We start from the raw sequence: 1,051 nt of genomic DNA, 5'->3' as shown, positions 1-1,051 counted from the left end.
GGCTCAACGTCGGTTCGTCAAATGAATACGCGTTCAAAACACGGACTGCCGACGAGACTCGCGATGTGGACGCATCGATTGCTGATGCTGGCGCAATGCCCGGAAACTTCAGCACTTTTGGCAATTGTTTGCGCCATCCCTGCGTCTTGCGCAAGCACGACACCAAGGCGCAAGGCGAAGATGGAATTTAACCCTGCGGTGGATGGGTAAATTCGATATCAGTTCCCGGCCATGTGGCCGGAAACCTCGGCGCCGGCGGTCCTCGGCAACACCAGGAAACGGAACGACGCCACCAGCCCGATAACGCCGATCACCAGAAAGGTGACTCGAAAATCTACGAGGTCCAGCGCCGGATGGGCCCTGGTGATCTGCGACAGGTTGAGGATCGCCGCAGCTATCGCCACACCGAACAGCATTGCCACCTGCTGCAGCATCGAGGACAGCGTCGCCGCCGAGCTGCGCTGCGCCGCGGCGACATCGGCGAAGGCCAGCGTGTTCAGCGCCGTGAACTGCATGGAACGCGACAGGCCGGCGATCAGCATCAGCCCCACCACGAGCGCCTGCGGCGTCTGCGGCGAGATCGCCGCGCAGGCCATGATCGATGCGGACGCAATGACGCCGTTGACGACCATCACCGAACGAAAGCCGAAGTGGCGCAGCATCGGCGTCGTCACCGTCTTCATCCCGAGATTGCCGAGGAAATAGGCCAGGATCATCATGCCGGCATCGACCGGACTCATGCCAAAGCCGACCTGGAACAAAAGCGGCAGCAGGAACGGCGTGGCGTTGATCGCGACGCGGAATATGGTGCCGGCCGCAAGCGTCGAGATGGCGAAGGTCAGCACCTTGAACGAGGACAGGTCGAGCAGCGGATGGGGCGCGCGCCGGAGATGCCGCACCGCCAACCAGCCGATGACGATCCCTGCCGCGACCAGCAGCACCGTCGGCAGCACGCCGTCGTCGGGATGCGCGATACGCTCGAGGCCGCAGAGAAGGCAAGCAAGTCCCGCCGATGTCAGGCAGAAACCCGGCCAGTCGAGTGGCTTGGTAT

Annotated in this window: 2 protein-coding genes; one reads left to right on the top strand and one right to left on the bottom strand. The window is 62.8% G+C overall.

The genetic code is table 11. The annotated features are described in order from the left end of the window. A partial coding sequence (locus FJ980_RS35170) for a hypothetical protein (protein WP_210243794.1) occupies positions 1–191 on the top strand: 191 nt, incomplete at its 5' end. Between the two features lie 27 nt (positions 192–218). On the opposite strand, the gene FJ980_RS34030 is transcribed toward FJ980_RS35170, so the two are convergent. Beyond that, on the bottom strand, positions 219–1,051 hold an 833-nt coding region (locus FJ980_RS34030), incomplete at its 5' end, for an MFS transporter (protein WP_140547710.1).

It is taken from the genome of Mesorhizobium sp. B1-1-5, assembly GCF_006443065.1.
GTDB lineage: Bacteria > Pseudomonadota > Alphaproteobacteria > Rhizobiales > Rhizobiaceae > Mesorhizobium.
This window is presented reverse-complemented; position numbering and strand designations above follow the sequence as displayed.